Below are 24,803 nucleotides of genomic sequence, written 5' to 3' on the forward strand. Positions count from 1 at the left end.
GCCATGGGTAAGCGTAGATTTTCTGACCTGCACTGTCATAACCACATGCGTGCGCATTTTCAGATGCAGGAAAAAGCCAAAAAATTCAGAAGGAAAGGAGAATTCAGCCCTTGGACCGTCATTGCATCCAATCACCGTAACCACCAAAAAGGCGTCATGGGAGCGAGTTACAGCCAAATTGACTTGGTCAAATGCTGGAATTCCAACCTTCGCCTGACCTTCAACTCTCTGTATCCGCTAGAACGCCAATTTGTGAAGGGCATTGACCCAAAAATCGGCAAAGACAAATGGTTTCGCTTTTTGACTTCTGCAATCTTGGGTTCCAAAGGGATCCGCCGGGACCTGCTACAAACCGCTTACATGCGCATACCGGATAAGGTCGTGAATTACTTTCAGTCTGATGATTATGATTACTGGGAGTCACTACAGCGCGAGCGGGATTTTGTCATGATGGATTCGGGAAAGCGAATCCGTAGAAATGAAATTCACGTTCCCCAAGCTTTGCTCCGTGAGGAGCGACTAGCCAGAAAACTAGCCAATCAACATCCACGGCTTTATTATGCTGAGAATGCTTGCTATCGCATTCCTACCAGTCGGGAAGAACTCCAAAAATCCATCGAAGATGATCAGGAAATCACCATGATTTTGACCATCGAAGGAGCCCATGCCTTGGGCACCGATCGCGTACAATCTATCGATGAAATCTCCCAACGCGTGAAGGAAATCAAAGAAAATTGGGAGGCTCCGATTTTTTTCATCACCTATGCCCATCACTTTGATAATCATCTCTGCGGACATGCCCACTCCATTCCCGGAATGGGAAAAATCCTTATGGACCAATCCGAACGAATGAATGCCGGATTCAATAATGATGGAAGAAGAATCCTCAAGGAGCTCTTGGGCATTAATGGAGATTTTGAGCGGGATGAGTCCTTGGGCTATCGCATTCTGATCGATGTCAAACACATGAGTGCGCGATCCAGAAAGGAATTTTACAGTCTAGTAGGCAAATGCTTGGATAAGGGAGATCGCATCCCGGTCATTGCTTCGCATTGCGGCTATTCGGGTATTTCGACACTGGATAGGCATATCGAATTGGAAGACTGCGAGGTGGACGATTACACAGATGAAAGCGGGAAATTCAATGCCTGGAACATCAACATGTGTGATGAGGATATCGAATGGATTGTCCGAACTAGAGGGATGTTTGGGATTTCCTTCGATCAGCGGATTCTGGGAATCACCAAGGAAGATCTGAAAAACAATCCCCAACGAAACGGAATTCAGCTCATTTGGGAAAATATCGAAGCCATCATCAAAAGTGCCTATGCCAATCCCAACCTGAGCGATGAAGAAAAACCAATGGTCTGGAAATGCCTGACCATCGGAACCGACTTTGAAGGCTTGATCGATCCGGTAGACTACTACCCTACCGCTTTGGAGTTTGGTTTATTCAGCAACAATTTGATTTTCGAAATCGAGCAGGCCCGCAAGAAAAGCGGACAAAAACACCTAGCCCATCTCAAATCCCGTGAGGATGTAGAGAAAGCCGTGGAGGATTTTTGTTTTAATAATTCGAAGGGGTTTGTGATTGAGAATTATTTGGGTTGATGGTTGAAGGGGGAAGTGGGAAGAAGGAAGTGGGAAGCACGAAGATGGAAGAGGGAAGATGGAAGCAGGAAGTGGGAAGCAGGAAGCACGAAGTGGGAAGAGGGAAGTGGGAAGAAGGAAGTGGGAAGGCCCGGAATTCTAGACTTTCAGGCCGATTTGTGGCAGATCACCTTTCCAGCAGGCAGAAAAGCAGGTTTATTTCAAAAGTATTCTTGAATTAAACCTTAGTCAAACACAATCTGAAGCTTCATTAAATGCTTGCAGACAATCCCATTCTCTACGATAGGCTCAGGATAATTTCGCTCAAAAAAGCCCCAATCCACCTCAAACAATTCAAATCCCAGGCTTTGATACAATGTTAATTGGGCCATGCTGGAGTTTCCGGTAGCGATGAGTAATCGCTCCAATCCTTTCTGCTTTGCATATTGAATTGCAAATCGAAGCAGCTGTTTTCCGAAGCCTTTTCCCTGAAAAGTCTCATCCACAGCCAAATTCTTGATCTCCACTATTCCATCACTCAAGGGAAGTAAAACCAAGACCCCAATAAGCTTTCCCTGCAATTCACCCACAAAGACCTCACTTTCGGATAAATACCGATCAATCATTTCTCTAGATGGATCTGCAAGCAAAAGCAAATCCCAAGGAGGATCAGAGTTTTTTGCCAAGTCACTGATCTGAAATTTTGATTCACCTTTCATGATCTTTTTGAAAATAAAGCTTCGACAAATAAGCTACTAAAATCTTTTGTTTTGAGAAAAATAGAATTATATTTATGCAACAATATTGCATTTTTTAAATAGTTGAAGAATGAAAAGGGGTTTGTTAGAGCCCCTTTTTTTTAGATCTAGCTGTTCGGGTCCCGATTGCTATCGGGATGTAATCCCGAACTCCTATCCTAGGATTTGTAATCTGATAAAACAAAATCCCTACCCATACTAATCTTCCGTTTATCTTGCTGGCATCAAATCTTTATTTCCTGTCAAAAATCATGGGCCAGCGCTTGAAATTGGTCTTGATCTATTTTTCTTGGGTTTATATATGTTCTTTTGGCTTGACCCAAAAGAACCAAAAGGTCAAGTCGCAGCTAAGCTTCAACGCGCATTGCCTACACATGGCTCGCAGCTGCGACGGCCCAACGCGCCCTTAATCCTAAAACTTATACTATTAGATTTTAATCTAGTTATATACCAAAATATGTTTACCTCACTGTTCCCGATTTGTAATTTTTACTTGTAGAAAATTGATTTTTAACCAGATAAGTATTGAACTGGAATCTTATGTCTATAGGATGCCCTGCGGGATTTTCGGTTTTGGAATGCTTTGTAAACCCGTTAGGAAAATGACTTAGTCCCGAACTTGTTTCGGGAATCCAGTCATTTTTAGGGTGGCAAAGCAGGACAAAATTCCGCTGCGCACTATTTATTCAAGAAACGAAAACATGGACAGCGGAAAGAAAAGAACGGGGCAAAGACTTTTGGATACTTTTGGTCTTCAAAAGTATCAAAGAAAAATGGCTTTTGATTAATCAAGAAACCTTCCCAATCCAATCTTACGGTTCTCTTGCTCGCAGCAACACTTAATTTCCAATCAAAAACAAAGGGCCAGCGCTGGTATGATATTGTATTTTCTAAGCCCTGGGTTGCGTCGTTCCTCTTTACCCAGGCCTGCCTGCCGGCAAAGGCAGGGCTATTAATAAATCGTGTCCACCACGGCGGACTGGCACTATGGCACTCTTTTTCGCTATGTTGATTCTAGAAAGTCAGGAAAGAAGAAAAGCCCCTTTACTTTATCAAGAGCCTTGTAAACCCGCTGACTTTTCAGTTACGAAATAAAAGGCTGAATTTCTGCAAAAATGATCAGTTTATGCCTACATCCGTCCCCTGTCCGTGGCGGAACGGACATCGGACATCGGACATCAGGCCTTAATAGCAAGGAACAAGATTAAAAAAGCATCCTCCTAGCTAATCATAGACCATCCTCACCCCTCCTTTTCCTCTCCAAAAATCTCCTTCACTACCCAGCCTTTCCCCCACTCTTCTTTTTCCTTTTCAGTCCAGAGTTCGGGAAAGAAAATCACCTTCTGAAATCGCGGCGGAAGGTACTTTTGCCAGTTGGTTCCACCCGTAGCGGCAATATCCACCGGATCCCGCTGCAGGTAGCGAACGGCCGATTTGTAATGCGCCAAAGGCCAAAAGACATTGGCTTTCAGGTCAAACTGCTTCATCAAATCCTCCAGTTCCTGACTGGGCGATTCGATTTCCATAAAGCGCTGCCAAAGGTTTTTCCTACGATAGGACTCAATCAGTTCTTTCAGCTTCTTCCCATATTTCAGGTTGAAGTTTTTGAGCGTCAGGGTCTTTTGCCCGGTGGCCAACTCGATCGCGCCCTGCTGCCAATACAAATGCTCAAAAATATCATCCGCCGGAGAATGATAGTCAAAATCGGGTCTTGCGCCCAAGGCTACCAGTTGAAAAGCATCCGCTGCCATCAATTCGATCTCCCGATACTGCGCACTTTGAAAACCCGAGGAAGGAAGCAGGGACATTCTAAATTTCAAAAATTGCTCCCGCTCCATGCCTTTCCACATCATCGCAAAGGAGGAAATCAAATGATCAAAATACATTAGAATCCGCTCCAGGCGAGTTTTGAAAAAGTCCTCATCCAGGTCTTCCCTATCCGATATCTGCTCCATTTCTGATATAATCAGCTTGAAATAGAGTTCGGTGATCTGATGATAAATGATAAAGATCTTCTCGTCCTTGAAGCTGGTTTTGGGTTGCTGCAGGGAAAGTAAGACATCCAGATTGATGTATTCCCAATAGGTCAGGTAATCGGCGTAAAGCAATCCTTCCAGGTAGGAAAGCATATCCTGTCCGGAGGATTTAAACTTTTCTTCGAGTTGTTTGATTTTATCTAAAATGCGTGGGTCAAATTGGGAATCGCTCATGGCTAAATTTTATCAAAAATGGTAGTTTTTTCCCCTTCGATCTATTTACTTCGAAAGGTCTTGGGGCTTTTCTTCCCGACAAAAATCAAGCATTCAATTCAATAAACCAAAAATAGTATGGAGGCTGTAGGAATTCAGAAATCACAAAAGCAGGACACCTTCGAAGGGGTTGACTTTCTAGACCTAGACGATTTGCTGACGGAGGAGCACAAACTCATCCGAAGTTCGATCCGTGATTTTGTCAAGCGGGAGATCAGCCCATACATTGAGGACTGGGCGCAGAAAGCGCATTTCCCGGAGGAAATCGTCAAAAAATTCGGAGATGTAGGTGCTTTTGGTCCGCAGATTCCGGAAGAGTATGGCGGCGGCGGCCTCGATTACATCGCCTATGGTCTCATCATGCAGGAGATCGAGCGGGGAGATTCCGGTATGCGATCCACGGCATCCGTTCAGGGTTCCCTGGTTATGTACCCTATCTATAAATTCGGTTCGGAGGAGCAAAGACAAAAATACCTCCCCAAATTAGCCTCAGGCGAAATGCTGGGATGCTTCGGGCTGACCGAACCTGACCACGGTTCCAACCCAAGTGGCATGGTCACCAACTTCAAGGATATGGGAGACCACTACCTACTGAACGGTGCCAAAATGTGGATTTCCAATTCCCCCAAAGCTGATATCGCGGTGGTCTGGGCTAAAAATGAGGAAGGTCGGATTCACGGCCTGATCGTCGAGCGTGGTATGGAAGGCTTCTCCACACCGGAGACGCACAATAAGTGGTCCTTGCGGGCTTCCTGCACCGGTGAACTTGTCTTTGACAATGTGAAAGTACCAAAGGAAAACCTCCTACCTGGCAAATCAGGACTGGGTGCGCCCTTGATGTGTTTGGATTCGGCCCGCTTTGGCATCGCCTGGGGCGCGATTGGAGCGGCGATGGACTGCTATGAGTCGGCTAGAAAGTACGCGATGGAGCGCATTCAGTTTGACAAGCCGATAGCAAGCTTCCAACTGATTCAAAAGAAACTGGCAGAGATGCTGACCGAAATCACCAAAGCCCAATTACTGGCTTGGAAGGTGGGAAAAATGATGAATGAGGGCAAGGCCAAGACCGTGCATATTTCCATGGCCAAGCGCAACAATGTCGAAATGGCCCTAACTATCGCCCGGGAAGCCCGACAGATCCACGGCGGTATGGGAATCACCGGTGAATACCCCATTATGCGCCATATGATGAATCTGGAATCTGTCATCACCTATGAGGGAACCCATGATATTCACTTGCTGATTCTAGGCAATGAGATTACCGGGATTCCGGCTTTTAAATAAGGTTTTTGAAGCAGTTCTGAAACCCCTTTTCTGAATTTTTTGGGATGGGGGTTTTGGGGTCTTATTAGCAAGGAAAATGGTTTGTCTTCTGAGTAGGGTATGAGACAAAATTAACTAAGCCCACAACAACGATTTGAGTATGCCAAGATGGGGTTTTTGATTATGCAATTTAGCGGGTTGGTGCTTGCTAAATTGTTGGATTCGAAGCACAAAAGATCAATGTATTGATCTAATAAACAGCCTTTTAACTAGAATAAATTTGAAATTTGGATTCTCTTGTGATTATGGCTATCCCTTGTCATTTTGATGTCGCCAAATATCTTTAGCTAGGTTATATAAATATGTCGCTCTCTCTTGAATGACTTGCTCATTCCATTCAGGTTTTTCCAAGTATTGGGAAAATGTTTCAATACTAGATGCAAAATGCCTTAAACCGTGCCTTTCACCTTTGCCGTTTTTCTTAGTACTCCAGTCAGAATCTCTAATTGATGTATTTAAAGAAGTGGTAATGATTGTTAAATTACCAAGCGTTAACAAAGCTTTGTTTCTGTTTAGTTTAGCTTCTTCTGATTCTAAAGGGAGCCAGTTATTTTCCCATTTTTTTGGCATTACATGTTCTAAACTATATCTGCCTATCCCGAGAAGAGAGGTAGAATGTTTTGTTCTGTCACGTACCATTGATTCAATGAGGTATAAGATACCTGCTGCTTGTTTATTTACCAACCTGGAATTGTAAAAGCCATTCTGCAAATCAATGTCTGATGGCATGTAGTTTACCTTATCCGATTGAGTTTCAATTTGAGCTTTTAAGGCATTTTTAGTAATTACATTATTTGCTATCAATTTTTCAGAAAACAATTGATTGTAGTTTTTGGTGGTTTCGTGACAAACCATTCTTCTCATTATGTATGATTCTAAATATTCCCATATTAAGTTCCTCTCATTACTATTTGCCACTTTTTTCAGTACAAATAACACATAAGGAATTAAAGTTGTGTTTTCCAGTCCAAATATGATAGCATTAATTCGCTCAATGCCATAATCTGCTGAAAGTTCTCTGTCAACCACATCAAAATCAATATTGGCTCTGTATAATTCAGCATATTCTTTTATTTCCTGAATTAAAGCAGGCTTATCAATCTTATAATCTTGGATAAATTTTTTGTACGAATCAAAAAGACCATCAACTTTTGTAAATAGTTTTTTGTCATCGGTTTTTACATTTAAAGAGCTGTCTTGTACCTTAATTTGTAGGAAAGAATAAAAGAATAAATCAACATTTTCTCTAATAGAACGACCAGCTGTTATATCTCTATCCCAAAACTTTTTTGTGTCTGCATCTTTTTCAAATACATTTTTCCAGTTGTCATTGTATGACTGCACATCATCCCTATGGAAAAAATAATTCTTTAAGAGTTCGGCCGTTGTAAGCCTAACACCTAATGAATTTATAGTGTCGAAAATTTGCTGTTCATCTTCATCTACCCCCAAGTCAATACCAACAAACATTATATTGGTAAGAATATTATTCAAGCTAAGTTTATCAACCTCTATGATATTTCTGAAAAAATTATAGGCTTCAATAATTGAGCTTTCACCATTTAAATCTTCCTCAACAGTTAGATTTAAAACTCTGTTGAAGTCAGCTATGTCGTTATGGTTATGCCAGAGTGCTATTTCATTATTCATTAATCGAAATACACGGTCAAAAGAAGCATTCGTACCCGTTTTTAGGCAGAGTACTTTGAGCATTAAATTCAATGTTGTTAAGCGTTGTTGTCCATCAATTAAAGTACGTTTATCTCCAACATTACCACCAGTAGTTGTTTGTTGTTGTTTCAAAATAACCGAACCTAAAAAATAAGGTTTATTAGTAGCACTTACAGTTTCCATATCTTCAATCAATCTTTCCCATTGGGTTTTGCCCCATACATACGAACGTTGAAAAAAAGGAATTTCTAAAACCCTGTTACCGTTAAAAATGTCGTTGATTGTTCTTTTTCCTGCTTCCATTATTTAAATTTTACTTCTGTGCGTTAATACCTCTATTGATTAATTCTTTCACTACACCAAACATCATTGCCGAGAAGTCTTCTTTGAATTCATTGTTGTCCGAATACAGCTTGTATAGGTCAAAGTTGGTAGTGATGTGCTTGAGCAGTTCTTCTCCCACAATTTTGTCGCTGGTGATTCTTGCGTTCTGTTCGTCTGAATGTTGAATAGAACTTATCAGCTCTTTGTTCTTGGCTACATCAGTTGCAATATTTTCTGCCATTTGACGGACTTTGTCTGCATCTTCAAATTCAGTTCCGTAGCGTTCATTGAAAGTTTGGAGAATATTTGAAAGGCGGTCAATTTCTGGTTCACTTACTCCGCCTCTCATATCAGTTGGAATTGGCTTCAAATCTTCACCTTGCTCTAAAGCCACATTGGTTGTGGATTCCAATTGCAGGCGATAACTGTCCATGTCAATATTTTCCAAAACGCCTTTTGCTAAATCCACCGAAGTGTCACCACCAAGCTTGTTTTGCAGGTGATTCAGGAAGATGTAAAGACGCTCTAAATAGGGATTCTCGAATGGAACAATTTGAGAAAGGAAAATGTAAAGGCGAACATATGTTTTAACCTTTGCTCTGAAATCGGCTTGTTGTTCTTCTTCTAAGTCGTCTCTGAAAATTGCAGCCGATTCATCCAGTGAAGCGTGTAGCTGGTCGACTGGCACATTATTCAAAATCTTGTTTGAGAAATCTTCGACTTGCTCACGAGAGTACACTTGATAATTGTCTAAAGCATCTTGTAAATCAAAAAGCTTGTTTGGATCTGTTGCTTCTCCAAGAATTGTGCTTTCAAAATATGGCTTGAAAGCATTCTCTATGTCTTCTGCTGTATTAGCAAAGTCAAGAACAAAAGTGTCTTTCTTTAATGGATGACTTCTGTTTAGCCTTGATAGAGTTTGAACTGCATTTACTCCGCCTAGCTTTTTATCTACATACATGGTGTGAAGTAAAGGTTGGTCAAAACCAGTTTGGTATTTATTGGCAACCAACAGAAAACGGTATTCATTCTTCTCAAATTCAGATGGAATTGAGCTGCTCGAAAAGCCGTTCAAACTTGCTTCTGTTTCTCCGTCAATTTCACCAGAAAAAGCTACTACTGCTTTGTACGGGCTGTTTATAGATTTCAAGTAAGCATCAAAAGCTTTTTTGTATTGCACGGCATTTTTTCTGCTACTCGTTACCATCATGGCTTTTGCTTTGCCACCCATTCGTTTTTTCTGAATCACATTTTCCATGAAATGGTCAACCATCAATTTTGACTTTTTCTTGATGGCGTGTTCATGGCTTTCTACATAAGCCTTGAGTTTCTTCTGTGCTTTCTTTTTGTCGTATTCAGGGTCATCCTCTATCTTCTTAAGTAAGGCGTAGAAGCTTTGGTAAGTCGTGTAGTTCTGCAAAACATCTTTGATGAAGCCTTCTTCAATCGCTTGCTTCATGGAGTAAAGATGGAAAGCACTGAATTTGGTTTTATCACCTTCTTGATAAGGAACGCCAAAGAGTTCCAAAGTCTTATTTTTGGGAGTAGCCGTAAAAGCAAAATAGCTGGCATTTGGCAAGAGTTTTCTTGATTTTACCAAAGCACGGATTAGGTCTTCTCCTGTTACTTCACTGTTTTCATTTTCGTCATAATCTTCCAATTCTGATTTCAATTCGTCTTCATCATTCAGTTTGGATAAAGATTCGTTGAGCTTCCTTGCCATTTGGCCGCTCAAACTGCTGTGAGCTTCATCTATGACGATACCAAAGTTGTTTCCAGGCAATTCTCCAATTTCTTCTACTATGTGCGGAAACTTCTGAATGGTGGTTATGATGATTTTCTTTCCGTCTTCCAAGGCAGTTTTGAGTTGCTTACTTCCTTCGGTAATCGCTTCTACCACACCACCTACTTGTTGAAATTGCTTGATGTTTTCTCGGATTTGAGCATCCAAAACCCTACGGTCTGTAACGACAATAACCGTATCAAAAATGTTGTTGCTTCCTGACTTGTCGTGCAAGCCAATTAGTTGGTGTGAAAGCCAAGCGATTGAATTGGACTTGCCTGAACCAGCGGAATGTTGAATCAAATATTTCTGACCTGTTCCTTTTTCTTGTGCATCTGCCAAAAGTTGTCTTACGGCTGAAAGTTGGTGATAGCGGGGAAAGATGAGTTTCTTTTCCTTTTTAGTTCGCTTTTTCCCTCTGTCGTCCGTGTATTCTTTTTCTTCGGTAACGAGCTGAGAGAAGTTTTGAATGATGTCTGTTAGGCTGTCTTTGGTTAAAATTTCTTTCCAGAGATAATCTGTTTTTATCCCTCCGTTTGGTGGGTTTCCTGCTCCATTGTTATTGCCCTTGTTAAATGGCAAAAAATACGATTGCTCACCTTTTAGTCGAGTACACATCCAAACTTCTTCTGTGTCCACAGCGAAGTTTACAACCAAACGACCCAAGCGAAATAATTCCTCATTAGGGTCTCTGTCCTTTTTGTATTGGTTGATGGCGTGTTTTACATTCTGTTTGGTTAATTCATTTTTTAACTCAAAAGTGATAACTGGCAAGCCGTTAATGAAAACAACCATATCCAAGGAATTCTTGTTTTTGGTAGAGTAGTAAACCTGACGAATGACCGAAAAAATATTGGCTTGGTATAAGACACTTGCACTGGCATTGTAAGCCGAAACAGGCTTGTCATAAAACAGCTTGAGTTTGGTGTCCGTAAAGCCGTCAACAATGCCTTTTCTTAAAACTTCAATTACACCTTTGGCTTGAATTCGGTCATTTAGGCGTTTGATGATTTTTTGGCGATACAAGTCTTTGTGATACCGCTTGAGCTTCTCGACCGCTTTGGGTTGGGTAGTTTCTAAAAATTGAAACAATAAGTCTTCGTCTAAGCAGGAAACATTATTGTAATCCGTACTTTCTCTTTGGATGTATCTATTCGCCTCTACCAAATAATTGGTGATATGACTTTCTAAGCCTTTTTCTGTGGTATCTGTGCTTTTACTCATTACCTAATTCTCCTTTGAAGACGCTCCATTTCATCAGTTATTTGTTCTAGAGTATGAATGTCAACAGTCCTGTTCAATTCAAAATAAATATCTGGATGAGCCCAAAACCTTGATTTATTACCCAAGAGTTCTCCTAATTGCCTATCTACGCGCATTACTTTTGTTGAAGCAACATTCCATAGCTCAGCTAACTCCATGTTTGGTGTATAATCACCCTGGTTATTTCTCAAATAATTGTAAGTATGATTGAATGCAGTTCGAACAGCACCAAGTGCTTCAATAGTGTTGTCATTTCTATCTGAAAGAGCATTTCGTACATCATTTAAGACTGTCCACAGAATTTTTAAACTAAATACCTCCCCCATAACATTTAATTTTCTGTTTGATATGCAGCCTCATCCTCAGCTGCTAAACTCAACTCCTCTTCTAAATCTTGATAACTCTCCTCTTCGGTTACTTCAGGAATTTCAAAATCCCTGACATCAATTTTTCCTGTGACTGCTTCTGCGATAAGGGCTGTTTTGTATTCTTGTGTGAGAGTAATTTCTTTCTTTATCGTGCTTATGGTTTGATTGATAATCGACAATTCCTCATTTAGAAATTTCACAATCTGTGATTGCTCTCCTCTGTCTTTTGGAAAAGCCACAATTTGAGCTTTAATATTTTGAGCATGAACATTTTGATTAACTCCGCCATGCACACTTAACTTTATCCCACCTAGAAATAGATTAGAGAAGAAGTAATACTTCAAGAATGTATGTTCAATCTGATCGTCAAACCTGAATCTGATTAAGTATGATGCGAAAACGGCTTCCTCTTCCTTTTCAACTAATGCCATTCGACCAGCTCCACCAGTTCTGGCGAACAGAAAATCATTTTTTTTAATCAAAAATGCATTGCAGTCATTTGATCTTTGAACTTTTGGCATTTGAGAATAATCCAGACTTCCATCATCTTGAATATCGGTGATTCTAACCAGTTTTACTCCCTCATCAAAATATCCAGATGGGTCGTAGTACCCTTGTTTATGTTCTTTTGTTATAGTTTTTAATCTCGTAATACCCCAATGCTCAGGAATATCACCCAGCCATTCAATTCCTGAATCTTTCATTTTGGCATTGGGATCTATTCCTTTGGTAACCGCTTGGTTAATGATGGCAGCTTTTTGCTCGTTGAGTAGTTTTATCAGTTGCTTTTTCTTTTGGATAAAGCGGTTGATTTTTTTGAGTTTAAATTGTAGGTATTCAACAATTTTGTTTTGTTCATCAATAGGTGGATATGGAAGTTTGATATCACCGAAGCGAGTAAAATACAGTCTCAATCGCATATCCATAATACCTCTTGAATGTCTTTTGAATTCTCTGCTTGCTATCGGGTTTCTAAAGAGATAATTGTAGAAGTATGGGTTTACATTTTCTTTGTGGCGCAGGATATCATAAGCTGGACTTGTAACACCCTTGTATTCAGAAATACCAATAGCTCCCATCCAAGCCAGTAATTTATTGACTATGATGTCGCCTTGTTCTACCCTCCAGTAATTGTCCGTACTTGAAGCTTTATTACCTCTTGCTTCTAAATCTTTTCTTGGTTTAACCCCCAAAGCAGTGTATACAGAAAGTAGTTCCTCTGAATTTCCAACAGGTGCAGGCTCGCAAACCAGATTAAAAAGCATTCTAGTACGTATCACATCCCAATGAACTGGTAAATCACCAAGCCATTCTTGTCCGCAATCTTCGTATTTTGAATATGGTTTTACTCCACTCATTATTCAATAATTTCTTTAAGCAAACCATCTGTTTCTTGTTCCAACTTCAAAATGTCGCTACTGATTTCATCTAAACTCCTTAATGGCGTGAAATCGTAGAAATATTTATTGAATGGTATCTCATATCCAATTTTTATTCCTTTTAATTCAAACCATGCATCAGGAAGAAAAGGTTTTACCTCCGTATCAAAATAGTCTTGAATGTTCTCTTTCATCGGTACATTTTCAACGTCCTTCAAACTCGTATCAGATTTTGGATTGCCTTTTTTATCCCTTATAATTTTATCTTCTTCATCTCTTTGAGGTTGAAAAATTGGAATCTGATATGAACCGAAATCTTCAATATCAAAAATTTTGCTGTATTCGTTTTCCTCAAAATTGAAGTAAAGGTTCTGGATATCGATAATATGACTAGGCTTCAGCTCAACTTTCTTTTCTCCCAAATTCTTATTTCTCCTTTCAAAGAAATCCTTTGAAGAAGCATTGATTAACTGAACCTTCCCTTTTCGTTGTTCCTCTTTTACATTACTCACAATCCATAAATAGGTTGAAATACCAGTGTTGTAAAAAATATCATTGGGAAGTTGAATGATGCATTCCAAAAGGTCATTTTCTAAAATATATTGACGAATTCCGCTTTCTCCACTACCTGCATCACCTGTAAATAGGGCAGAGCCATTATGAACTGACGCAATACGACTTCCACCATCTTTAGGGTCTTTCATTTTGGAAAGCATATGAAGCATGAACATGAGTTGTCCGTCATTGCTTCTAGAAGTCAAACAGGTTTCTATTAACTCACCATCAAAATTTCGAATTGGAAGATTAAAACGTTTATCAACAATGGCTTTCTTTTTCCCTTCACCTACGCTTAGGTTGTCTATGTCCTGTTTCCAACTTGTTCCGTAAGGTGGGTTGGTCAACATAAAGTTGAACTTCAAATCAGGGTCAAAACCGTATTCGCTCAGTGTTGAACCAAACTTAATTTTGTCCGGGTCTTCATTTTTTAGCAACATATCGGATTTACATACGGCATACATTTCGCCTGTATTCTCCTGTCCATATAAATGAAAGGTCGCTTTCGATTTTATTTCTCCATCAGGGTTGGTTGCATAAAGTTTAGATTGTGTCAGCATTGCACCTGAACCTGCACAGGGGTCATACACTAGGTAAGTTCCTTCCTGTATTTTGTCTTTTACAGGCAGGTAGACCAAATGTGTCATCAATTCAATAATTTCTCTTGGTGTGAAGTGTCGCCCTGCTGCTGCATTGGTCTTTTCATTGAATCGTCTGATTAAGTCCTCAAACATGTAGCCCATTGCCATTGGCGAAATTTTTTCAGGTCGCAATTCAACTTTTGGGCTACAGAACTTCTCGATAAGTGAAAAAGTGATTCCCGTATTTTCAAAGGTTTCTAATTGGTTTCTGAATTTGAACTTGGAAATGATGTCTTGAACGTTTTCAGAAAAGCCATTGAGATAGTCCAAAAAGTTGGCGTCTATATTTTTCGGGTCAGCCAACAATTTTTTCATGGTGTAAGGCGAAGTATTGTAAAACGCCAATCCAGAGCCATGTTCTTTGCTCGTCAGTAGTCCAGATAGGTTGTCAATTTTTCCTTTGAACTCATTATGGGTTTTTAGCACTTTGTCTTTTGTTGGCTCAAGTGCCAAGTCCAACCTTCTTAATACCGTCATTGGCAATATCACGTCCTGATACTGGTTCTCAAGGTATTTGTTAATCAATACGTCATCCGCAACTGTCCAGATGAAGTTGATGATAGGTTGTAAACTTTGAGTATCTAAATTCATTTTATGTCTTTTTTTCTTTATTCGGTTCTGTCGAGCGTTGGCAAAAATTCAAGCTCTTTTGGTTTTTCATTGTAGGCTTTTTAGGCTTGTTTACAAAGGTCATCAAGAAAGAGTATATAGTCAACTAATAGCATTTTTCAATTTTCCTGACCGCTTTTTATGTAAAATAAATTAGTTCACATATTTATTTTTGTGTTTGACAGCGATAGACTAAAATTTCAATTCTATTGACTATTAAATAACGATTTTTGCCTTGATTGTTAAAGTGCGAAAACTTTGGTTATCTAGTCCTTTAAGTGGGTCAGCACCTTTAATCCAATCATGAGCAATACCTAGGCTATTCTGATCATCAGAACCAAATGGTAGGTTAATTCCAACTTGAAAATTAAATTGAGAGTTTAAATCTCTATTTGCTTCACCTATAAATTCTGTTCTTCCATTGTAGGTAAACTGAGCTTTAAAGAGGTCATATCTATCTACCCAGATATCTGAAAGTATTGGAAGAAAAAATAAGTTAAATTCAAAGTCAAATTGTCCCAAAACTGCATTTTCTCCACCTAAATAGGCTAAACCAAAATTGTGATCATGGGAAAACATAAATATTTTAGGAAACCCATTCCCATAGGCAGGAAAAAGTGATTTTGTTCTTAGCATTGGTGCTCCGACATACCTATCAAAGGAAAGGCCAAGAATAGCCTGCAATTCTTCTGTGTCCTTTACCTTATCGTCAGATTTTTTGAAGTTGATAGTTACTGGCATTTCGAATGAAGATGAACCTATTGGAAGTCTTTGTAGAACGAAGACTTTGCCTAAGGCAACCCCAAATTGTCTTACATCTTGTTTTTTTTCAATTAATGTATTTCGATGTAGTTCTGCCATCAGTCCAAAACTCCATCTACTTAAGGCAGATTTAATACTTGTTTCAATAAAAACATTTGCAAGCCAACTGTTCTCTACTGAGTCAGAAGAAGGAAATGTTCCAATAAATTCAGCTGGCTTACCTTTCGTAAAATCGTTATCTGAAGCTTTAGCTATAGTTATTTTGAAAACGGTACTGTCGCGAGGTTGATTTTGATTAGATTGAGCAGATGTATTTCTGGAGACTAAAGCTAAGGCAAATACCATTGATATGACTAAAATACTAAGATTTCTCATAATGGTCTTGAATTAGATTTATGCAATCTTCAACAGTTGTTAATTTGCCTATTTCATTCATAGTAATTTTACTGGAGCTCTTACCTGGTTTGTGAGTAGCAACCAATGATCCCAAAATGTAGGTTAATAAATAGTGCATACCTTGCGAACTCTTCATGAAATTTTGAGAAATTCCTAGACCAAGTATCAGTTTTGTGGTTTTTAAAATAGGGTTTCCATTTGTATATGGTCGAAGATAATACACTAGCTGCTGATATATAGAGACTCCATTTTGAATGTCTTCATGAATTTCTTGAATGACTTTTTGAAGAACCTCAAATGTTTTTAATTCGAGTGCCTGTGATGCAGCATGTTGTAGTGCAAGTACTAATATACTAGCTTCTGAATCGTTAATCTCAAACTCAATTTTCATGGATCAGTTCTGCTTGAAAGTTTAACATATCATTTTTTAAATTCTGGCAATTATCACCAACGGTTTGGCTATGCGCAGTGTCCCTCAGGGCATTGCGTCTAGGTTTTGTTGTGCCCTGTTTTTATAAATTAGTTTGACTGTACCAATCACGGATTAATGCACCAACCCTTTCCACATCGGTTTTTGAAAGATAACCACTATGCATTATTACATTTCTCGATCTTTCCATGCTTTTGAATAATTGATTCACCCATTCAAAAGAATTCAAATGAGCGTCAAATAAGTCCCACCTTTTATTAATAATAGATGCTAAGTCACCAAAATCGACATATTGGATTAAGGATTCCCCCCTTTGTGTATGCCACTTTATTTTATCTTCTTCATCTTTTCGAGCATTAGCCTTTTTTCGAATGCTTTCAGGAACTGAATCGTCCCACCAATTGTCACCTACTTCTTCCAGTAGCTTTTTTTCAACAAATTCTCTTACCGTATTTTCAAAGGAATAGATAGTAACAAAAACCAAGGACATATTTCTCGCTTTAGATAGGATTGTTGCATCAACTTGGTCCATGCATAATCTTTTCTCCAATTCCGAGTTTTCCAACTGTGATATTAATGCGGGATTTTTTCTTCCTGCTTTATCTAATGCTTCTTCGGTTAAAAGCCCTTTGAAAACAAATGAATAGTAGTGATCCATTACATTAAGTGTTGTTTTAAACTTTTAAAAATGGCATCATATACTGCTGCATCTCTTGTTTCTGGCAAATGAATTTGAATGTTATAATGCAAAGTCGGGCTAATCCTATCCTCTGTGTCATTACTTTTTTCACTTTTAATTGCTTTCGGAGTTTCTTTCTCAACAGTAGAATTTACCTCAACTTTTTGCTTTGGTTTTGACCATTCTGCCAATTCTGCAAGTGCCTTAAATGTCTTAGACATCAATTTCAGTTTAGGTTCTTCAATTGAACCTTGTGTTAATGTTTTGAGCTTATTTTTCACCTCGTCCTCAGACATCTTATAGGCTTCTTTATTGATGGCAAATAAATCCGAATAACCCTCTTCAATGCATTCTGCAAGAACTTTTCCTGTTTGAGATTGATCAATGAAATGGTAGTACCTATCAGTAGGTGTGCCATTAGCATCGATCAAACCTATTTCCTTGAAGAGTTTCACATAAAGAGTGTCATTACTACTAGTATATCCCAATGTCTTTAGAAAACTTCCAGTTAATTTATCAGGTGCTTTAGCAGAGATCAGGGAATTAATAATAGGTTCCAAATTCTTTGTTGTTACCAAGTAAGCTGTCGGTAGTGCCATATTTTAATTTTTTGATTTTTATTCTATGTGTGCCAACGTTTTGCCGCTTTGCGAAGGCGGGGATTTTTAGCACTAAACTTCATTAGATGCACAAAGCTTGAATTTAGCACTTCACTGTCATAGAAGCACGAAACCCCCGCTTTTGCAAAACGGCTGTTACCAGCCGTAGTTCTTGTTATTGTTACCATACAATGTCCTCCCAATATTGTTGTCCGCTTGAAATTTTGGCTTTTGAAATGATAGCTTTCTTTTCGGTCGCTGTCAGCAAATCAGATAAAATATTATTTGAGTTTGCAGGGTCAACAATGCGGCTGTTTAAAGGGTTGCTTGTGTCTTTGGCTAGTTCTCTTAAAAGAAAAATAAAATTGTCACTAAGTTTAGTGGCGTCTTTGGATTTTCCTGACAAAGAATTAATTGCTAAATATTCCAGATAAATAGATGGAAAGTCAAGTCTGTTTAATTCTCTCCAAATTTTCAGAAGCTTAATTTCATTTAGCCTACCGCTTCCTGATACGTCATTAATATGTTTTTGAATGTTCGTCTGCTTCCAAGTGTCTTGTTTTGAAACATAAAGCCAATGGTCATTTGTGTTTCCAGTTTGCTTTCTTGCTGGAGTAATGTCAACTTCCAAGTTGCCAATCTTAATTCTAAATGAAACGTTTTGTTTTCTGACTGGATTATATTTTGTTCTTAAATGATCATACAAACCGTCATAAATACTTTTAAGTCCACCATTGTTAGAGTTGCAGTCACTCGTTAACGAAACAAGGTAATCAACGTCAGAGGCTAAGGATATAGCCGTCCCTTTTGCTCTTGACCCAGAGTTCAATATTGAAATATAACAAGTAGAAGCCCACTTTTGCAGGTCTGATTTTAGAAGTAAGATGTTCAGTGTGTAGCTATCTATACTTCTTGGAGCGTATTTATTTAGAATAGTTTGTAAATACATATTACTGTCCATCAAAGCTAGTTGTTATTAAAGAGTTTAAAATGTCGTTAAGCAATCGCCCTTTGAAGTTCACTACAACTGTATTACTTCTATTTGCAATTTCAGCCATCTTGTCTTGAGGTATAGAACCTGCCTTTGCAAAAATGATAACTGCTGTATTATGATTTTTTCTTGCTAAAAATATTTGGTCAATTAAAGTTCCGCTTGTCTCCCAGTCAACGAGTAAAACTGTGTGTTCTTTTACCTTATCAATATTATCAATAGGAATGTGTATGACGTTTTTCTTGTTAAATATTTCAGTGTCAGTAATGCAGTCTTTAAGGGATGAAAATGCTTCTGAACTTCCAATAATTGCAACTTTTCTACGCCAAATTGCTTTACCAATTCTGAACACTAAAGGTGTAACTCCTAGTGCTATGCAGACAACTCTGTAAATTATTCCCACTGCTGCGAAAACCACTGTCAGTCCGCCTACTATGATGAATACTGGATGATTAAAAAAGTCAATTATTGGTTGAATAATATTCATATGTCGTCTTTATGTTTTTGTCGTCTTACTATGGCTGGTAACTAGTAAATATCCTCAATAACATGTAATTTTTTTCCAAAATGAGGTCCTTAAAACTGCTGAATTGCTGAAGTAGTAGCATAAATCAGCCTCCTATGTCTTTTATATTCACTGTGCAGTCTAAATGGAAATGAGCTTGATGACCATCTTTCCTATTCCCCGGAATTTTGACACTTCCCTAAAGACTACATTTGCAAGAAAGTGAATAATTCCAAGAAAAAAATACCATAAAGTGGGTAATTTTAAGTTAAAAATAGGTGAAAGAAGGGTATAATTTACTTTTCAGGATAATTAATTTTTTGGTTGTTCATATACCAAGTTGTTTGCAACTTGCTTTTACTTATTCCATTAATTGTTTCGAAAAATATATTCTCCTGTGTCCTTTTGGAAACCCTTTTATTTCTCCAATTGGTTTGTACCCATTTTTCAAGTAAAATTCCTCAGCTTGAAAATCAAATGTGTCAACCATAGAAAATTCCGCCCCTTTTTCAACAGCTATATTTTCGGCATGTTTTAAAATCCTAGTCCCAATGCCTTTGTTTCTGTATTCTTCTTTCACCCATAGAATCTTAATTTCAAGGCCATTCCAATATCCAAGACCAGCTAATATTCCTCCAATTTCGATTCCGTTTTTATCTTTGGCCACGAACTCCAAAGGAGTCCAAATGTCTGCAATTGCAGGAACTTTACTCAAGTTGTATTCATTAAGTCCATCAATGATTTTTTTTATATTCTTCTTTTCGCAAAGTTCAATAGTGAATTCAGTTTGTATATCCATTCGTTTGATTCGGCTTGTTGCTAACGGTCAAGTATAAGCGTAGTGCGGGATTTCAGGGCACAAAATTGTCAACCTGCACTGCACTTGAATAGAAGCACAAAGCTCCAAGTTTGCACATCACCCAACCTGACGCAAAACCAGTGTTACGCCTTGTTTTTTTCATTATTTAATTTGTTTGTCGTAATAGCGAGTCTAAGTCCAAAAGCGAAATAGACCAATAGTAAACCAAATGACAATTTAAAATCAGTCCAAAAGTTGTTAGCAAGAATGTTCTCGGCTTCTCTTTTCAACTTCAAATTCTTGTTGATTTTTTCCTGCCACTTTTTAATTTGGTCATAAGGATAAATTTCCTCTTTATTTATTAATGTCAGAGTTGGTAACTCCTTGATAATTTTGTTTTCAGTTTTATAGCAAGAGTCAACATATATGTATATTCTTTTAGTCCATTCACAAAAAGTATTTTGTCTATTTTGCAATGAGTCAAATTCTTTTTTTGTGTGGTAATTTATGTTGTGTTGGTATTGAATACAATTGTAGTCAGAATTTAAGGATTTCAATAAATCTGAATAGTCACTTTCAATCCAATGGTTTAAATAACTTAATTCTGATTTTATAAATCTCTTTTTATTTTCGTCTACTAATGTCATTATCCCAAATAATCCTATGAAAATCCATACATACTCAAAACTTATCCAACGCTTTTGACTTATTTTTATAACTTTAGACAGGATGAAATAAAGTACTCCCCAAATTGACAAAACAGTCATAAAAGCATAAATTGGAGTACTTAAAATTGTCCTTAAAAACTCAAACATTCTCTGTGATATTATAGGTTTCTTTATTCAGACAAGGCATAACGGTTCTCAGCTATACGCAGATGGGGATTTTTAGCACCAAACTTAATTAGACGCACAAAGCTTTATTTTAGCACTTCACTTTCATAGAAGCACGCCCCCCACTTTTGCAAAGCGGCTGTTATGGACAGATTTCATCTCACAAACATTTTTATGAGGCTTCTGATAGCACTGTTTTTGTCCGTATCCTTCATTTTATTCAGTTTTACTTTCAATTCATCTATTAATCTTTGGCTTGTAAAAACAAGTTGTAAGGTTTCATATCGAAGAAAGGAACTACTATCGTCTAAGGATTTGATTATAAACTCTTTCACTTCATTATCGTCAAAAGGGTCAATATTATTTCTGTAAAGTATTTGTTCTAATGCAATTGCTGATGCTATTCTGTGTCCTGAATCTGTCGACATTAAGAGTGGCTGAATATCATTAGTGGTTAGACCAACACTATATTCCTTTATTCTACTTTCAATTATTCGTCTTTGATCAAATGACGAGTGTGTATAATCTTCACCTAACTGTTTAATCCCCTCTAGTTGGATTAGAACCGTCGCAGAAATAAGTTGTTTTGTCAGTTCTACTGTAGGCTGTTCTCCCTTACCTGCCGTTTCCTTAATCTTTTCAATTTGTTTTAACTGCGCTTTTAATAATCCACCGATTTCTATTTGTTCACTGTCGTAAGTAATCCTGTCAATCAGCTTAGTAATTTGCTTTTTAAAAAGTAAAAAGAGTCCTAGTAGGAACACCGGCCATATAAGGCTGTCAGTGAATTTTTGAATAATATCCCAATCTATTTCACACATAGTTGTCTTTGTTTAATTTTCCCATAACGGTTTGCATATGGCTTGTTGTAGTTTCGAAGCATTTTTATATCAAACGAAACTAAAGCTGGTTAAGGAGAAAAACCTTGCCGGTAAACATTCACCCGCCATAAGCTATATGCTGTGTTGGGTACAGTGTATATTTTTTTGTCAAAATGCCTTTTAGTTCTCTTCTGATTGTAAAGCTACTAAACAACGAGTTATGGCCTGTCGAATATCATCTGCCTCAGTTTCTCCTTGTCCTTCTGCTGAACATGAACTTATAAGCTCATTTGATTTAGCCGACACGAATTGAATTGTAACTTCAATCGTATATCCCAGTCCTCTATTTCGTCTACCACTTTCACCGTAATTGACTATGAGAGTTTGGTCTGTCAAATCGCTCTTAAGTTCAGGTAATCTAATAAATCCCTCTTTCACAAGAATTCCAGAAATTACGTCAGAAGGATTAACACTTTTACTTGTTGTAGCTCCATAAACCCCGTAGTCTCCACCATACACACCTCCAGAACTTGAAGTCAAACTATTTGTTGGTGAAATGTATATGTATTTATAGTTCTCAATAGAACTGTTTTTTATAACGACAGCTGGTTTTAGTGGTGCACAACCATAAATGAACAAGCTAGTAAGTATTACTCCAAGAAGTTTAATCGCTTTCATATTTCCATATTCTTTGACTTTAGCTTTTTATGTAGCTTAATTGTGTACACATTGTACCCAACGGTTCTCAGCTATACGCAGGCAGGGATTTTAACCACTGAACGTCCTACGAAGAACTGAGCTTTAAATTTACTACTTACCTGTCCTACGAAGCACGAAACCCCTGCTTGTGTATAGGTGATGTTATCGCTTCGGTGTTCTTTTTCTTCGTTTGTTTGTCGGTCAGTCGTGCGGTTGGACAGACACACTTTTTGCGAAGTTTTGGCTTGCGTGTCTGCTTGTGCGACTTGGCAATGTGTGTGGCTGTGAAGGGTTGGCTTAGTCTTCATCCTCTATTGTTTCTGGTTCATATTCCTCGCAGAATGTAGCGAATTTTTGTTCTGTTTCTCTGTCCCACATAATCAATCGTTCACTGTTCAAGAGTCCAAGTATTTTTTTGTAAACATTTTGAGTCTTGTCGGTTATTGCAACTATTAAAATACAGGATGTCCGTGTAACTATAGTATATGCAAACTCAAATACCTCTTTTTCAAATTCTAAAGGAATTCTTGTCGACCACAATACGCATTCTTTTTCAAGTCCTTTTAAACTTAAAATTGTATCTGTTTCGGCAATCAACCCTTTCTTTACAATTTCTCTTTGCAATTCAACATCCTTTTCAAGTATTGTAACTCTCTCAAGGTCGTAAATTTTATAATGCTTAAAGACTTCTTTAACTTTTTCTGCCACTTCAATGTAAGTTTCACCGTAGACTACTATTGGTCTTGAACCTGGCGGAGAACCTTTGTATGGAGTTATATCTGTTACTCCTTCATCATTTCCAAATCTTTCAACTATCGCTGTAGAAAGCTGTTTAATGCACTCACTAATTCTTACAGGCAATCGATAAGAACCATCTAATCTATAGAATTGTCTTCGGGTCATTCTCTCGTCTCTCGGAATTCTTGCGGCAGTTCCCAAGTGAATTGATTGAGCCAAATCACCTGCGATTGTGAAATTGTTAGGGTCTTTAATCATTGAGTAGAAAATTTCAAAATCTGCTTCCGTACAGTCTTGAAACTCGTCAACTAATATGTAGTCATAATTTGGCTTAACTTCTCCTGACTTTAATTTTGAATATAAATATTGTCTCCTAAGGGTAAAGCTTTGAATGCCTTCATTATGCATCCTTTGAGCATATTCAGTTAAACACTTCCAAGCAAGTTTTCTTCTCTCACTATTTTTTTGCAATGAAGGGTTATTACCACGCCCTTTTCTAGTAAGATTCAAATATGTTTCTTCTCCTTTCGTTATTCCGACTTGCAATCCATAAATTACTCTGTGATATTCCTCAAATAGAAAATCAGGATTCAGAATATTATCAAATCGGTCGTTGTTTATTTTTTCCTCTCGTTTTACTTTTTCGATAATTTCTCTTAGCAAAGAAAAGTGTTGTTCGTGGTTTACAAGCCCCCTATATCTTACACCACCGAGTAATTTTGGTAGCATATCAAAGTGCAAAAGACGAATATTCGTGTGTGAAGAATTTTTAAAAGTAAAGTGACTTGATTTATCGTTAAAACCGTGGAAATTTGTATCGTACCTAATTGAATATTTTGTTGGGTCGAGTAAATCCTTAAGCCATTCTGCCAATTTTCCAATCAGTCCTTTGTTGAAAGTAGTTACAAGTATTTTTAGGTCAGGAGAATAATTTGATTCCTCGACAATGTTTTTTATTTTTTCAGTTATAACGATACTTTTACCACAACCCGCTGGTCCCACAATAATTGAAGGGGTTTCAGTATTCTTTGCCGCTCTTTTTTGCTTCTCGTTAAGGGTTACTTCTCTGCGGACTGTTATTGGTGGGTTGTAAATATCCAATGACCCTATAGACTTGGTACCAAATGTAAAAGTGATTTCTGATTGAGGTTTCTTTAAAACTAAGCCCGAATGACTTCTGTCTGTCCAAGAAGAACCTCTTTGTAGTTCTGAAATATTAAGGTTTGTGCCTAAAGCTGTTCTTATTTTATTTATGTGGGTAAGTGGCTGATTAAAAATAAGGTTTGATTCTAGGACATTAAAAGTGTCATATCCTTGTTGTTTAAACTCCCTTTCAAGTTCTTTTAAGAATTGGACTTTTTCAGGTTGGCTTGAAGTTAACAGTAAAACTGTATTTGGTTTGTATTTGTTAACCAAGGACTTAAAGTCATTTGCTATTTCAGCTTTATTATCGGAAGCATCAAATAAATAACTCGCTGCTAAAATTGGATTCGAAGTTTTTAAATCTCTTTCATTATTCCAAGAGTTCACTTCATATTCTACAATGAAGTTATTGTCAATCTCAGGGTAAACCTTAAGAAACTCTTTCCATAAATACTCTTTGTTGTAGTTGAGCATAAATGGACTTGTATCTATATTGATAACTGTAATTCTTGGCGGATTTTTACCCAATCTTTTAAGACCTGCATAAATTAATCCTAAACCCCATTGAATTGCACCTGCCCCTGCACCTAAGTCAAAAACTTCAATATGCTGTCCTTGGTGTTCAAGTACTTTGTCTAAAAAAAAGGAAAGAAATGTATTGATTCTTCGTGGGTGATACCAAAGAGAATAGGCAAAGGCGGTGTTTGGTCGGTCGTAACACAAATCCTTTCCACGAATCAAATTGTAACTTTCTATATGGCATTTTTTTAAATCATACTGAAAATTTGGTTCATTTTTATGCTCGTTATAATATTTGATTCCGGCACTTGCAATTGCTTTATCAATATTTTGTTGTTCTGATTTTAACCAATCTGTAAGTTGATTTTTCATATGC

Annotated in this window: 21 protein-coding genes; 3 read left to right on the top strand and 18 right to left on the bottom strand. The window is 37.9% G+C overall.

The features are described 5' to 3' along the window. Positions 1-3 precede the first annotated feature (3 nt). Positions 4-1,611, top strand: coding sequence for an amidohydrolase family protein (locus tag G457_RS0106575; RefSeq protein WP_155847094.1), 1,608 nt, complete (start codon positions 4-6; stop codon positions 1,609-1,611). Next, positions 1,611-1,832, top strand: a complete 222-nt coding sequence (locus tag G457_RS0106580; RefSeq protein ID WP_026945764.1) for a hypothetical protein — start codon at positions 1,611-1,613, stop codon at positions 1,830-1,832. Before G457_RS0106575 ends, G457_RS0106580 begins: the two co-directional genes overlap by 1 nt. A 3-nt stretch (positions 1,833-1,835) precedes the next feature. Here the strand turns inward: G457_RS0106580 and G457_RS0106585 are convergent, their stop codons facing one another. Both G457_RS0106585 and G457_RS0106600 read right to left on the bottom strand, forming a co-directional pair. Beyond that, positions 1,836-2,309 (bottom strand): GNAT family N-acetyltransferase, encoded by a 474-nt coding sequence (locus tag G457_RS0106585; protein ID WP_035483341.1) that lies wholly within the window; start codon positions 2,307-2,309, stop codon positions 1,836-1,838. Positions 2,310-3,589: 1,280 nt separating this feature from the next. Further along, on the bottom strand, positions 3,590-4,558 hold the full coding sequence (locus tag G457_RS0106600; protein WP_026945767.1) for a tryptophan 2,3-dioxygenase family protein: 969 nt from the start codon (positions 4,556-4,558) through the stop codon (positions 3,590-3,592). 117 nt (positions 4,559-4,675) lie between these two features. Here G457_RS0106600 and G457_RS0106605 point away from each other — a divergent pair, with 117 nt between their 5' ends. Beyond that, positions 4,676-5,881, top strand: coding sequence for an acyl-CoA dehydrogenase family protein (locus G457_RS0106605; RefSeq protein WP_026945768.1), 1,206 nt, complete (start codon positions 4,676-4,678; stop codon positions 5,879-5,881). A 288-nt stretch (positions 5,882-6,169) separates the two neighbouring features. On the opposite strand, the gene G457_RS0106610 is transcribed toward G457_RS0106605, so the two are convergent. The 16 genes from G457_RS0106610 to G457_RS0106695 all read right to left on the bottom strand — a co-directional run bounded on the left by G457_RS0106610 (position 6,170) and on the right by G457_RS0106695 (position 24,799). Continuing rightward, positions 6,170-7,894: a DUF262 domain-containing protein gene (locus G457_RS0106610; RefSeq protein WP_026945769.1), complete on the bottom strand. Its 1,725-nt coding sequence runs from the start codon at positions 7,892-7,894 to the stop codon at positions 6,170-6,172. A 10-nt stretch (positions 7,895-7,904) separates the two neighbouring features. After that, on the bottom strand, positions 7,905-10,922 hold the full coding sequence (locus G457_RS0106615; protein WP_026945770.1) for a type I restriction endonuclease subunit R: 3,018 nt from the start codon (positions 10,920-10,922) through the stop codon (positions 7,905-7,907). Next, positions 10,922-11,287 (bottom strand): hypothetical protein, encoded by a 366-nt coding sequence (locus tag G457_RS0106620; protein WP_026945771.1) that lies wholly within the window; start codon positions 11,285-11,287, stop codon positions 10,922-10,924. The genes G457_RS0106615 and G457_RS0106620 overlap by 1 nt, the downstream gene beginning before the upstream one ends. A gap of 5 nt (positions 11,288-11,292) precedes the next feature. Continuing rightward, the gene (locus tag G457_RS21135) at positions 11,293-12,687 is read right to left on the bottom strand and encodes a restriction endonuclease subunit S (protein WP_051260734.1); all 1,395 of its coding nucleotides are present in this window, start codon (positions 12,685-12,687) and stop codon (positions 11,293-11,295) included. Further along, the gene (locus G457_RS0106630; protein WP_026945772.1) at positions 12,687-14,495 is read right to left on the bottom strand and encodes a type I restriction-modification system subunit M; all 1,809 of its coding nucleotides are present in this window, start codon (positions 14,493-14,495) and stop codon (positions 12,687-12,689) included. The genes G457_RS21135 and G457_RS0106630 overlap by 1 nt, the downstream gene beginning before the upstream one ends. A gap of 234 nt (positions 14,496-14,729) precedes the next feature. After that, entirely contained in the window at positions 14,730-15,650 is a 921-nt protein-coding gene (locus G457_RS0106635) for a hypothetical protein (RefSeq protein ID WP_155847095.1), read from the bottom strand. After that, entirely contained in the window at positions 15,637-16,062 is a 426-nt protein-coding gene (locus G457_RS0106640; protein ID WP_026945774.1) for a hypothetical protein, read from the bottom strand. Before G457_RS0106640 ends, G457_RS0106635 begins: the two co-directional genes overlap by 14 nt. Positions 16,063-16,183: 121 nt before the next feature. After that, positions 16,184-16,759, bottom strand: a complete 576-nt coding sequence (locus tag G457_RS0106645; RefSeq protein WP_026945775.1) for a Swt1 family HEPN domain-containing protein — start codon at positions 16,757-16,759, stop codon at positions 16,184-16,186. Next, positions 16,759-17,379, bottom strand: a complete 621-nt coding sequence (locus G457_RS0106650; RefSeq protein WP_026945776.1) for a DUF5343 domain-containing protein — start codon at positions 17,377-17,379, stop codon at positions 16,759-16,761. Before G457_RS0106650 ends, G457_RS0106645 begins: the two co-directional genes overlap by 1 nt. Positions 17,380-17,560: 181 nt before the next feature. Next, positions 17,561-18,340, bottom strand: a complete 780-nt coding sequence (locus G457_RS0106655) for an SMODS domain-containing nucleotidyltransferase (protein ID WP_026945777.1) — start codon at positions 18,338-18,340, stop codon at positions 17,561-17,563. Next, positions 18,330-18,857 (bottom strand): hypothetical protein, encoded by a 528-nt coding sequence (locus G457_RS0106660; protein ID WP_155847096.1) that lies wholly within the window; start codon positions 18,855-18,857, stop codon positions 18,330-18,332. Before G457_RS0106660 ends, G457_RS0106655 begins: the two co-directional genes overlap by 11 nt. Before the next feature lie 379 nt (positions 18,858-19,236). After that, positions 19,237-19,674: a GNAT family N-acetyltransferase gene (locus G457_RS0106670; protein ID WP_051260735.1), complete on the bottom strand. Its 438-nt coding sequence runs from the start codon at positions 19,672-19,674 to the stop codon at positions 19,237-19,239. Between the two features lie 143 nt (positions 19,675-19,817). Further along, positions 19,818-20,489 carry a hypothetical protein gene (locus G457_RS0106675; protein ID WP_155847097.1) on the bottom strand — a complete coding sequence of 224 codons (672 nt, stop codon included), beginning with the start codon at positions 20,487-20,489 and terminating at the stop codon, positions 19,818-19,820. A gap of 173 nt (positions 20,490-20,662) precedes the next feature. Then, positions 20,663-21,328 (bottom strand): hypothetical protein, encoded by a 666-nt coding sequence (locus tag G457_RS0106680; RefSeq protein WP_026945781.1) that lies wholly within the window; start codon positions 21,326-21,328, stop codon positions 20,663-20,665. Between the two features lie 180 nt (positions 21,329-21,508). Further along, positions 21,509-22,006, bottom strand: a complete 498-nt coding sequence (locus tag G457_RS0106690; RefSeq protein WP_026945782.1) for a hypothetical protein — start codon at positions 22,004-22,006, stop codon at positions 21,509-21,511. Between the two features lie 318 nt (positions 22,007-22,324). Then, positions 22,325-24,799, bottom strand: a complete 2,475-nt coding sequence (locus G457_RS0106695) for a UvrD-helicase domain-containing protein (RefSeq protein WP_026945783.1) — start codon at positions 24,797-24,799, stop codon at positions 22,325-22,327. Positions 24,800-24,803 lie beyond the last annotated feature (4 nt).

It is taken from the genome of Algoriphagus marincola DSM 16067, assembly GCF_000429405.1.
Classification (GTDB): Bacteria; Bacteroidota; Bacteroidia; order Cytophagales; family Cyclobacteriaceae; genus Algoriphagus; species Algoriphagus marincola.

Bases quoted from the DNA above. Each gene is read 5' to 3' on its own strand.
- G457_RS0106670 (WP_051260735.1), bottom strand. From the start codon at position 19,674: ATGGATATACAAACTGAATTCACTATTGAACTTTGCGAAAAGAAGAAT.
- G457_RS0106690 (WP_026945782.1), bottom strand. From the start codon at position 22,006: ATGAAAGCGATTAAACTTCTTGGAGTAATACTTACTAGCTTGTTCATT.
- G457_RS0106610 (WP_026945769.1), bottom strand. From the start codon at position 7,894: ATGGAAGCAGGAAAAAGAACAATCAACGACATTTTTAACGGTAACAGG.
- G457_RS0106580 (WP_026945764.1), top strand. From the start codon at position 1,611: ATGGTTGAAGGGGGAAGTGGGAAGAAGGAAGTGGGAAGCACGAAGATG.
- G457_RS0106620 (WP_026945771.1), bottom strand. From the start codon at position 11,287: ATGGGGGAGGTATTTAGTTTAAAAATTCTGTGGACAGTCTTAAATGAT.
- G457_RS0106655 (WP_026945777.1), bottom strand. From the start codon at position 18,340: ATGGACAGTAATATGTATTTACAAACTATTCTAAATAAATACGCTCCA.
- G457_RS0106695 (WP_026945783.1), bottom strand. From the start codon at position 24,799: ATGAAAAATCAACTTACAGATTGGTTAAAATCAGAACAACAAAATATT.
- G457_RS0106605 (WP_026945768.1), top strand. From the start codon at position 4,676: ATGGAGGCTGTAGGAATTCAGAAATCACAAAAGCAGGACACCTTCGAA.
- G457_RS0106640 (WP_026945774.1), bottom strand. From the start codon at position 16,062: ATGAAAATTGAGTTTGAGATTAACGATTCAGAAGCTAGTATATTAGTA.
- G457_RS0106645 (WP_026945775.1), bottom strand. From the start codon at position 16,759: ATGGATCACTACTATTCATTTGTTTTCAAAGGGCTTTTAACCGAAGAA.
- G457_RS0106630 (WP_026945772.1), bottom strand. From the start codon at position 14,495: ATGAATTTAGATACTCAAAGTTTACAACCTATCATCAACTTCATCTGG.
- G457_RS0106675 (WP_155847097.1), bottom strand. From the start codon at position 20,489: ATGTTTGAGTTTTTAAGGACAATTTTAAGTACTCCAATTTATGCTTTT.
- G457_RS0106575 (WP_155847094.1), top strand. From the start codon at position 4: ATGGGTAAGCGTAGATTTTCTGACCTGCACTGTCATAACCACATGCGT.
- G457_RS0106635 (WP_155847095.1), bottom strand. From the start codon at position 15,650: ATGAGAAATCTTAGTATTTTAGTCATATCAATGGTATTTGCCTTAGCT.
- G457_RS21135 (WP_051260734.1), bottom strand. From the start codon at position 12,687: ATGAGTGGAGTAAAACCATATTCAAAATACGAAGATTGCGGACAAGAA.
- G457_RS0106680 (WP_026945781.1), bottom strand. From the start codon at position 21,328: ATGTGTGAAATAGATTGGGATATTATTCAAAAATTCACTGACAGCCTT.
- G457_RS0106585 (WP_035483341.1), bottom strand. From the start codon at position 2,309: ATGAAAGGTGAATCAAAATTTCAGATCAGTGACTTGGCAAAAAACTCT.
- G457_RS0106660 (WP_155847096.1), bottom strand. From the start codon at position 18,857: ATGAATATTATTCAACCAATAATTGACTTTTTTAATCATCCAGTATTC.
- G457_RS0106650 (WP_026945776.1), bottom strand. From the start codon at position 17,379: ATGGCACTACCGACAGCTTACTTGGTAACAACAAAGAATTTGGAACCT.
- G457_RS0106600 (WP_026945767.1), bottom strand. From the start codon at position 4,558: ATGAGCGATTCCCAATTTGACCCACGCATTTTAGATAAAATCAAACAA.
- G457_RS0106615 (WP_026945770.1), bottom strand. From the start codon at position 10,922: ATGAGTAAAAGCACAGATACCACAGAAAAAGGCTTAGAAAGTCATATC.